Raw genomic sequence first — 9,511 nt, 5'->3', positions numbered from 1 at the left:
TCGCTGGCAACACAGAACAAGGGTTGCGCTCGTTGCGGGACTTAACCCAACATCTCACGACACGAGCTGACGACAACCATGCACCACCTGTACACCGACCACAAGGGGGCTGATATCTCTACCAGTTTCCGGTGTATGTCAAGCCTTGGTAAGGTTCTTCGCGTTGCGTCGAATTAAGCCACATGCTCCGCTGCTTGTGCGGGCCCCCGTCAATTCCTTTGAGTTTTAGCCTTGCGGCCGTACTCCCCAGGCGGGGAACTTAATGCGTTAGCTGCGGCACCGACGACGTGGAATGTCGCCAACACCTAGTTCCCAACGTTTACGGCGTGGACTACCAGGGTATCTAATCCTGTTCGCTCCCCACGCTTTCGCTCCTCAGCGTCAGTAATGGCCCAGAGATCCGCCTTCGCCACCGGTGTTCCTCCTGATATCTGCGCATTTCACCGCTACACCAGGAATTCCGATCTCCCCTACCACACTCTAGCCTGCCCGTATCGAATGCAGACCCGGGGTTAAGCCCCGGGCTTTCACATCCGACGCGACAGGCCGCCTACGAGCTCTTTACGCCCAATAATTCCGGACAACGCTCGCACCCTACGTATTACCGCGGCTGCTGGCACGTAGTTAGCCGGTGCTTCTTCTGCAGGTACCGTCACTTGCGCTTCTTCCCTGCTGAAAGAGGTTTACAACCCGAAGGCCGTCATCCCTCACGCGGCGTCGCTGCATCAGGCTTTCGCCCATTGTGCAATATTCCCCACTGCTGCCTCCCGTAGGAGTCTGGGCCGTGTCTCAGTCCCAGTGTGGCCGGTCGCCCTCTCAGGCCGGCTACCCGTCGTCGCCTTGGTAGGCCATTACCCCACCAACAAGCTGATAGGCCGCGGGATCATCCTGCACCGCCGGAGCTTTCCACCCACTCCCATGCAGGAGCAGGTCATATCCGGTATTAGACCTCGTTTCCAAGGCTTGTCCCAGAGTGCAGGGCAGATTTCCCACGTGTTACTCACCCGTTCGCCACTGATCCACCCCGAAGGGCTTCACCGTTCGACTTGCATGTGTTAAGCACGCCGCCAGCGTTCGTCCTGAGCCAGGATCAAACTCTCCGTGAATGCTTCCACGAAAGAGCGGCACAGCAACCACCGGAATAGGGCGGTCCTGCGCACTGCGTCCTCGCTAGTGTTACTTCATAAAGGAATCTCCAACCAACCGATACCGGCTGGCCGGGGATGTCAACATATCTGGCGTTGACTTTTGGCACGCTGTTGAGTTCTCAAGGAACGGACACTTCCTTCGGTCTGCCTTCCAGCAGGCCCTCCGGGCGCTTCGTTCTTTCGTGTTCTCAGCTTATCAGATGTTTTCCGCTCCGTTTTCCGGAGTTTCGATCCGACTTGCTGTTTGTCTTCCCGGCCTCGCGGCCGTTCCGACGTTTCAAACTCTAGCCGATCACCGCTCCGAAAAGCGAATCCGCCGCAATCTCCGAAATCGCGCACAGCAAATACGAACGGAGACGCGAAAAGGACGCGACCCGCTACGGATCAACTTGGTGGTTCTCAGGGATTGGCCGCCCCGGGACCGTCCACGCAGACGCGTGCTCGGTGCTCCCTGTCAGGCAACTCGGAGAACTCTACACACCTTCGGACCCGGCATCAAGTGGTGCCGGGAAGTGCCACCTGGAAGACCAGGACGGCGACGTCGTCGTCGTGTTCCGCCGAGACACCGAGGGCGCGCAGGAGGCGGGAGCAGACGATGTCGGGGGTGGCGACGGGACCGGTGAGGGTGTGGGCGAGGTGGTCGATGCCCTGGTCGATGTCCTGGTCGCGGCGTTCGACCAGGCCGTCGGTGTAGAGGACGCCGGTGGTGCCGGGGAGCAGGCGGAGGGTGTGGGAGAGGTGGCCGGCGCCGCCGGTGCCGAGGGGCGGGCCGTTCTGTTCCTCGCCGCGCAGGACTGTGCCGTCGGGGGCGCGGAGGAGGAGGGGGAGGTGGCCGGCGGAGGCGTAGACGAGTGTGGTGGTGGCTGGGTCCCAGACGGCGTAGGTACAGGTGGCGATCTGGTTGGCGTCGATCTCCATGGCGAGGCCGTCGAGCAGGGTCATTACTTCGTGCGGCGGGAGGTCGAGGCGGGCGTAGGCGCGGACGGCGGTGCGGAGCTGGCCCATGACGGCGGCGGCGCGCAGACCGCGGCCCATGACGTCGCCGATGACGAGGGCGGTGCGTCCGCCGCCGAGGCCGATGACGTCGTACCAGTCGCCGCCGACGGCTGCTTCGGCTCCGCCGGGTTGGTAAGTGGCGGCGACGTGGAGGTCGGCGGGCTGTTCGAGTTTCTGCGGGAGCAGGCTGTGCTGGAGGGTGACGGCGGCTTCGCGTTGGCGGCGTTCGGCGTCGCGGAGGCGGCCGGCGGCCTGGACCTGGTCGGTGACTTCGGTGGCGAAGATCAGGACGCCGGCGGGGGTGCTGTGTTCGTCGGGGCCGAGCGGGACGCAGGCGATGTTGTAGTAGCGGTTGCCGCCGAGGCCGAGGATGCACCGGGCCTTGACGCTGCGGGGGCGGCCGCTGCGCAGAACCTGGTCGAGCAAGGGGAGCACGCCGAGCGCGGTGAGTTCGGGGAGGGCTTCGGCGGCGGGACGGCCGGGGGTGCGGGGGCCGAACAGGTCGCGGTAGGCGCGGTTGGCGTAGCCGAGCGAGTGCTGCGGGCCGTGGGTGAGGGCGACGGGGGCGGGCAGGCGGTGCAGGACGTCGCGGAGGTCGTAGAGCTGTTCGGGGTCGCGGAGGTCGGGGCCGGAGGCGGCGCGGTCGCGCTGGCCGGGGACGGTGACGGGTTCGTCCGCGGTGGTGGGGGGCGTCCGCCTGGCGGCTCCGGTGAGCCGGGCGCTCCAGCGCATGAGGTTCAACGTCGGCCGCTTCCTCGGGGGAACTGGGGGACTTGGGGGGAACTGATGTGGGGTGTGCCTGCTCTGTGGGTCGATTGCGGTGTGATCATCACCTTGCGTGCGTACATCAGCACAAGGCGTGATGGGTGGGCGGGGTCGATCCTGTCAGGCTCCGGGGTGATTCCGGAAGTCGAGCCCCCGATGCGGCGCGTTCCGGCGGGCGTGCGCCGGGGTGTGCTTCCGTGCGGGCCGTAGCGCGGGTGATGGGATCTGTCAGCTGCCGGGGCCGGACGTACCGGGGCCGGTGGTGAAACCGGACTCGAACTCGGCACGGGGATGCTCGATGGCGCCGAGCGCGACCACCTCGCGGGGGAACAGGCCGCCGAACAGCCAGTCCATCAGGACCCTGATCCGGCGCTCCCGACTGGGCAGGCGGCGCAGCTGGCGGGCGCGGTGCAGCCACCAGGCGCGGCGGCCGGTGAGGCGGGCACCGCGTCGGGTGTGGGCGACGGCCCGGCGCAGGCCGAGCGAGGTGGAGCAGGCGGGGTCGCCCGGGCGGTAGTCGGTGAGGGGCTGACCGGCGAGCTCGGCGGCGAGGTTTTCGGCGAGGAGTTTGGCCTGGGCGAGGGCGTGCTGGGCGTTGGGGGCGCAGGTCTGGCCGGCCTGGTCGGGGACGGCGGCGCAGTCACCGGCCGCCCAGGCGCCGGTCAGGGCGGTGCCGTCGGGGTTGGCGATCCGGAGGGTGGGCAGGCAGGTGATCCGGCCCGCGTGGTCGAGCGGGAGGTCGGTGAGGGCGAGCACCGGGGCGGGACGAATGCCGGCCGTCCACACCAGGGTGCGGGCGGCGAAGCGCCCGCCGTCGGAGAGCACCATGACCTGATCGACGGCGGATTCCAGGGTGGTGGAGAGCCGGATGTCGATATTGCGTTCGCGGAGTTCGGCGAGGGTGTGGGTGGCGAGTTCCGGGATCTCCTCATTGAGAATGCGGTCCCTGGCCTCGACCAGTACCCAGCGCAGGTCCTCCGGGGTGAGGTTGTGGAAGCCCTTGGTGGCGGTGCGGGCCATGTCCTCCAATTCGGCCAGGGCCCCGACGCCCGCGTAGCCCGCGCCGACAAAGACAAAAGTGAGGGCAGCCTGCCGGAGTGCCGGGTCGCGGGTGGAGGAGGCCAGGTCGAGCTGCTCCAGGACGTGGTTGCGCAGCGCGACCGCCTCGCCGACAGTCGCGAAGCCCATGCCGTGGTCGGCGAGGCCGGGCACGGGGGCGGTGCGGGAGACCGCGCCCGGGGCCATCACCAGGACGTCGTACGGAACTTCCGTGGGCAGCCGGAGCTCGCCGCGCGGCGCCGCATCCACCCAGGCGGTGCGGACGGCGTGGTCGATCCTGGTGACGCGGGCCGTGAGCACCCGGCAGTCGGGCAGCGCGGTGCGCAGCGGGACGACCACGTGGCGGGGGTCGATGGAGCCGGCGGCGACCTCGGCCAGCAGCGGCTGGAAGGTGAGGTACGGCTGCGGTTCGACGATCGTGATGTCGATCCGGCGGTCCCTCAACTGCGGTCGCAGCAACTGTTGGAGGCGCAGCGCGGTGCTCAGTCCGGCGCAGCCGCCGCCGATGATCAGGATCCGAATGGGGCACCTCCGGCCGGCCCTCGGGCTGTGACCCGTTTCACGTTCCCCCTATGACGCACCCACCGGAGGGTTCTTGTCCACACTCCGGGCCGGATCGGCCCGAATCCGGTCCGGAAAGCGGCCCCGAAACGCGCCGTACCGCCCCGACCGAGCAACTGGCGGGGGCGGCACGGGGGTTGGGCGAGGGTCAGTGCGACCAGTACGGGTCGTCCTGCCGGCCGGCGGGAGTTGCGGCAGAGGATGGACGAGGGGTCTGCTCGTCGTTGAACAGAGTGAAGGTTCCGGGGTCCTTCACTGGATCGACCGTGGCATCGAGGTGGGTGTTCCCCTGCGGTTCGATCGTCACAAAGATCCGAGCGCCGTCCGGCATGGTGGCCCCTACCCGACGGGCGGTGTCGTCGCGGGTGACGGTGTAGCCCTGGGCCTTCCAGTGCTCCATGAGTTGGCCGAGCAGGGTATCGGCCTTCCCGTCCGCGATCCGGGGGTTCAAGACACGTCTCTTCGACAGACTGGCCTTACCGTCCGACTGGTGAGCCCAGTCGGAGTGTTCCCGGACGGTGTACGAGTCGTCCTCGTAGCCCACCGCTGGGTTGATGGCTTTCGCGGACCCGTCCAGCAGGGTGTCGATGGACGATCTGGCCGCGTCGAGCGCGATCACCGGCTTGTCGTCACGGGCTGTCGAGCAGCCGGTGACGAGTAGTCCGAGCAACAGGGCCGCGACGAGGGCCGCGCCGAGGAGGCGAGTCTTCACCGCTGTCCCTGCCTTTTGACGTGGTCCGTACGTCCGGAAACGATGTCGGCCATGTTGTCCAGCGAAGCGCTGGGATCGTCCCAGTAGTTGGAGTGCGAGTCGAAGCTGAGCATGGGCCCGTCGGCGACATCGAAGCGGTTGGCTCCGAAGCCCTCGCTCACAGGGTCCTGGCCGAACCACAGGTGGTGCGGATCGACGGTGTGTCCGATCCCCCAGCCCGTGGCCGCTCCAAAGATGAGTGCGCCCGGGCCGGACCGCCGATGAGCCGCGGTTCGTCGAACGTGTTGCGGAGCATCTCCTCCTGCCGCGGTGTCGCCCGGGCCGGGCCCCCGGTGCCGGTGCCTGCGGGCACGGTCGGGACGCCGCGCGGGGCGCGCGCGGAGGGGGCCTGGGCTTCGACGGCGCCCACGCTTCTGGTGGCGTCCTGTTCGCCCTTGCGGTAGTTGGCGGCGGTGCGGATCAGCTTGTCGCCCTGGGAGTCCGTCTCCCGGGAGAGGTTGTCGAGCAGCCGCTTCCATTCGTCGGTGCAGGAGTTGAGTTCACTGGCGGCCTGTTGGGCCGTCCGGCCGGACTGTTCCAACTCGTCGGGGGAAACGGTGAATCCGTTTCCCCCGATTCCCCCGGGTTCTGCTTGCCGCATCATGACCCCCCATGTGGTCGGCAAATTTGTGTGGTTGTTGTGCGAGTGCGTTGATCACGCTAGCGAGGAACGGTCGTTCGGCGGGCGGAAACGTGTACGTTCGACCGGCTCGGAGCTGGGGCGGGTGCGATTCGAGGGCGCTGATGGATCATCAAGACCTGGCAAAGGAGGGCAAGTCGGGGCAGAGGGGTGTCGCCGACCGGATGTGATGGGCCTCACGTGGGCCGATGGGCGACGCTGGGGGGATTTGTCCGGAGTGGGGGCGAGATCGGGCCGTTCGGGGTGGCGGGTGGTCCACTTCTGCGGCGAACTTCCTTGAACTATGGTCGGATTGTGGTTCGGACCGCCGATGGTGCCGGTCCATGTACCTGCGAGCCCGGTGGCGTCGGTGCGACTGCCCGGGAGCCATCCGGGGAAGGTAGTGCGCGGACGTCGGACCGACCGGTGTCGGCAGCGCACACCAGGGGGCGCAGTGACCGTTCGGGTGCCCGGGACGGGGTGCCTCGGGGGAGGTTGGCATGTCGGAGCAGGAACAGTTGGCCGAGCGGTCGCCAAGTGGCGCGTTCGGGAGGACCGCGGTGGATGTGGTGCCGGAGCAGCGCGGGCCGGGTGCGCGGGAGCAGTACGCGTTCCCGCCGAGTGAGCGCCTGGGCGAGCGTCCGGGTGAGCGTCCGGGTGAGCGTCCGGGCGAGCCGCGGGGTGCAGGTTCGCGCCTGCGGGTGGATGCCCGGCGGAACCTGGAGAGTGTGCTGCGGGCTGCCCGTGAGGTGTTCGGCGAGCTCGGGTACGGGGCGCCGATGGAGGAGGTCGCGCGCCGGGCCGGGGTTGGTGTCGGCACGGTGTACCGGCGTTTCCCCAGCAAGGAGGTGCTGGTCCAGCGGATCGCCGCCGAGGAGGTGTCGTGGCTGACGGCGCAGGCCCGGGAGTCGCTGCACGGCGGGTTGAACGGTCCGTGGGACGCGCTGGCCGGGTTCCTGCAGCGGGCTGCGTCCTCGGGTGCGGGCCGGCTGCTGCCGCCGGAGGCGTTCCGCTATGCCGAGGAGATCGGCCGGGTGCCGGAGCAGCGCGGTGCCGAGCTGCGGGCGTTCGGCGGAGTGGCCGAGGGTGAGTCGAGTGCGGATCCGCGGCTGCTGCTGCAGTTGCTGGCGGCGCTGGTGGCCCGGGCGGGTGCGGCGGGCGAGTTGCGGCCGGGGGTGACGGTGTCCGATGTGGTGCTGGTGCTGACGGCGGCGGTGCCGGTGCACGCGTCGGCGGCGTTCGAGGCCGGGGACGGCGGTGAGGGTGGTGCCGGGGGCCGGCTGCTCCAGCTCCTGTTGCAGGGTCTGCGCGCGGCCTGAACCGGCACCGGGGGCCGTGGAATCGGCGGCGGGGCCGGTGACGCATCGTTCGAGTGACGGGGCGCCGCCCGGCGCGGGCGGCGCGCGGAACTGTCGGGGTACGCGCGGTGCTTGCGCCGTCGATCTCCGAACACTTCGGCGAGCGGCGGCACGGAAGAGTGGGTGCGGCACCGGGCGGCTACCGGTGGTCGCTGCACCATGCCATGCTTTGCCCGTGGTTGGAGCCATTGTCCCGTTGCGTACCGTGCCCGCCGTCGAGTTCGAGGGGCGGCCCGGGTCGCGCGCCGTGCGGGCGGGCGGTGCCAGGTGAATCCCGAGGAGCAGGGCGAGGGCGGGGAGTTCGGTTTCGGGCTGGGTGCCGCGCAGGTCCCGGACCAGGCGGGCAGCCCCGCCCGGGAGTCGTTGACCGGCCGGGTGCCGGGCCAGGCCCCCGCCGGGCAGGGCGGGGTCAGCCCGGAGGCGTTCATCACCGAGGAGTTCGCGGTGCGCGCCGCGGTGCCCCCGCCGGCCGATCCGGTGGACGGTGAACGCCCGGCCTCGGACGCCGAGTTGACCGCCCGGGTGCGGGCCGGCGACGACGCCGCGTACGAGGAGATCTACCGCCGGCACGCGGACGCGGTGCGCCGCTACGCCCGGACGTGCTGCCGGGACAGTTTCACCGCCGAGGACCTCGCGGGCGAGGTGTTCGCCCGCACCCTGCAGGCGTTGAAGGCGGGCAAGGGGCCGGAGTTCGCGGTCCGCGCCTACCTGCTGACGGCGGTGCGCAACGTCGCGGCGGCCTGGACGCGTTCGGACCGGCGCGAGCAACTGGTGGACGATTTCTCGACGTTCGCCGAGGCGTCCGCCGCCACCATCGAGTTCGACCTGGCCGACCCGGGCGCGGACGCCTGGGCGCTGGCGCTGGCCGATCAGCGCATGGTGATGCGGGCGTACGCCGAACTCCCGGAGGACGACCGGGTGGTGCTCTGGCACACCGAGGTCGAGCGGGAGTCCCCGAAAACGGTGGCGGTGATGCTCGGCAAGACCGCCAACGCGACGGCCGTGCAGGCCCACCGGGCCCGGGACCGGCTGGCCGCCGCGTTCCTGCAGGCGCACGTGTCGGGCAGTCAGGAGTCGGGCTGCGCCGGGTACGCGAACCGGCTGGGCGCGTACGCCCGCGGCTCGCTGCGCAAGCGGGCGTCGGCGGAGGTCGGCAAGCACGTTCAGGACTGCACCCGCTGCACGGCCGCGTACCTGGAGCTGGCCGACATCAACCACAGTCTGCGGGCGGTGCTGCCCGGGGGCGCGCTGCTCTGGGTCGGCGCCGGCTGGTTCACGGCCGCGGTGGCCGCGGCCGGTGCCGGGGCCGCCGTCACGGGCGCGGTCGCCGGCGGTGCGGCCGCGGCGGGCGGCGGTACGGCGGCGGGCGGGTCGTCCGGTGGTGGCGGGGCGACTGCGGCGGCCGGGCAGGGGCTCGGCACGGCCGCGAAGGCCGGGATCGCCGCGGGCATCGCCATGGTGGCGGTGGCCGTCGCCGCGTACGCGCTCACCGGTTCGCCGGAGCCGACACCGCCGGTGGCCGCGCCGCCGCCGATCAGCGCGGTGCCGGACGCCCCGACGCCGGTGCCGCAGGCGGCCGCGCCGAAGCCGACGCCCGCCGCACCGACGTCGTCGCCGTCATCACCGTCGTCGTCCCAGTCGCCGTCGCAGATCCCGAGTCCGACGCCGAAGACCGGTTCGACGCCTTCGCAGTCGCCGAGACCGGAGCCGTCCGCCCCGCAGTCCCCGGCGCCGAGCCCGGAGCCGCCGGTCCAGGCGCCGTCGAGCCCGCCCCCGAGCCCCTCGCCGAGTCCGAGCACCAGCGCGGTCAGCCGGTTCTGGCTGGACGAGCTGCCGCTGAACCGCGGACACCGCACCCCGGGCACCCCGACCATCCGCGGCGCCGGGTCCGCCATGCAGCGGTCCGGGGCGTGGATGCAGGGCGACTTCTACCGGCACGTGCTGGCGGTCCAGGTGCCGTCCCGGGTGACCATCGACCTGAACCGCAGCTGCCGGTCGTTCGACGCCGTCGCCGGGCTGGACGACTTCGGGGTGACCTACGGGCGGGTGATCTTCGCGGTGCAGGGCGACAACGGTGAAGTGCTGTGGAGTTCCGGCGAGTTGTCCGCGAACGACGATCCGGTCGCGGTGCACGCCGAACTGGCCGGCCAGTCCTCGATCCGGCTGGTGGTGACCACGGCCCGCGGTTCCGTCCCGGTGATCGACCTGGCGGACTGGGCGCAGGCCAGTCTCAGCTGCTGACGGCCGGCAGCAG

Annotated in this window: 5 protein-coding genes, 1 rRNA gene and 1 pseudogene; 2 read left to right on the top strand and 5 right to left on the bottom strand. The window is 70.3% G+C overall.

Going from position 1 to position 9,511, the window contains the following annotated elements; translation table 11 throughout:
• From ACIHEI_RS09260 to ACIHEI_RS09240, 5 genes and pseudogenes are all read right to left on the bottom strand, one after another.
• Window positions 1-1,106: ribosomal RNA gene (locus tag ACIHEI_RS09260) — 16S ribosomal RNA — on the bottom strand; the annotation flags it as partial.
• 561 nt (window positions 1,107-1,667) lie between these two features.
• A pseudogene (locus tag ACIHEI_RS09255) lies at window positions 1,668-2,885 on the bottom strand (PP2C family protein-serine/threonine phosphatase); the annotation flags it as partial.
• Window positions 2,886-3,137: 252 nt separating this feature from the next.
• On the bottom strand, window positions 3,138-4,427 hold the full coding sequence (locus tag ACIHEI_RS09250) for an NAD(P)/FAD-dependent oxidoreductase (RefSeq protein ID WP_387866878.1): 1,290 nt from the start codon (window positions 4,425-4,427) through the stop codon (window positions 3,138-3,140).
• A 250-nt stretch (window positions 4,428-4,677) separates the two neighbouring features.
• Entirely contained in the window at window positions 4,678-5,241 is a 564-nt protein-coding gene (locus ACIHEI_RS09245; RefSeq protein WP_396606186.1) for a hypothetical protein, read from the bottom strand.
• Window positions 5,242-5,398: 157 nt separating this feature from the next.
• The gene (locus ACIHEI_RS09240; protein ID WP_396606185.1) at window positions 5,399-5,821 is read right to left on the bottom strand and encodes a hypothetical protein; all 423 of its coding nucleotides are present in this window, start codon (window positions 5,819-5,821) and stop codon (window positions 5,399-5,401) included.
• 578 nt (window positions 5,822-6,399) lie between these two features.
• Between ACIHEI_RS09240 and ACIHEI_RS09235 the strand changes: the two genes are divergently transcribed.
• A complete protein-coding gene (locus ACIHEI_RS09235; protein ID WP_396606184.1) occupies window positions 6,400-7,218 on the top strand; it encodes a TetR/AcrR family transcriptional regulator in 819 nt (272 codons plus the stop codon).
• A 306-nt stretch (window positions 7,219-7,524) separates the two neighbouring features.
• Window positions 7,525-9,498, top strand: coding sequence for a sigma-70 family RNA polymerase sigma factor (locus tag ACIHEI_RS09230; protein ID WP_396606183.1), 1,974 nt, complete (start codon window positions 7,525-7,527; stop codon window positions 9,496-9,498).
• The last annotated feature ends 13 nt before the right edge of the window (window positions 9,499-9,511 follow it).

The organism is Kitasatospora sp. NPDC051984 (assembly GCF_044593455.1).
Lineage (GTDB): Bacteria > Actinomycetota > Actinomycetes > Streptomycetales > Streptomycetaceae > Kitasatospora.
The sequence above is the reverse complement of the archived record's forward strand: the minus strand, read 5'-3'. Positions and strand labels throughout refer to the sequence as shown.

What these genes read in the sequence shown, in the direction of transcription:
- ACIHEI_RS09235 (WP_396606184.1), top strand. Translation starts at nt 6,400, where the DNA reads ATGTCGGAGCAGGAACAGTTGGCCGAGCGGTCGCCAAGTGGCGCGTTC.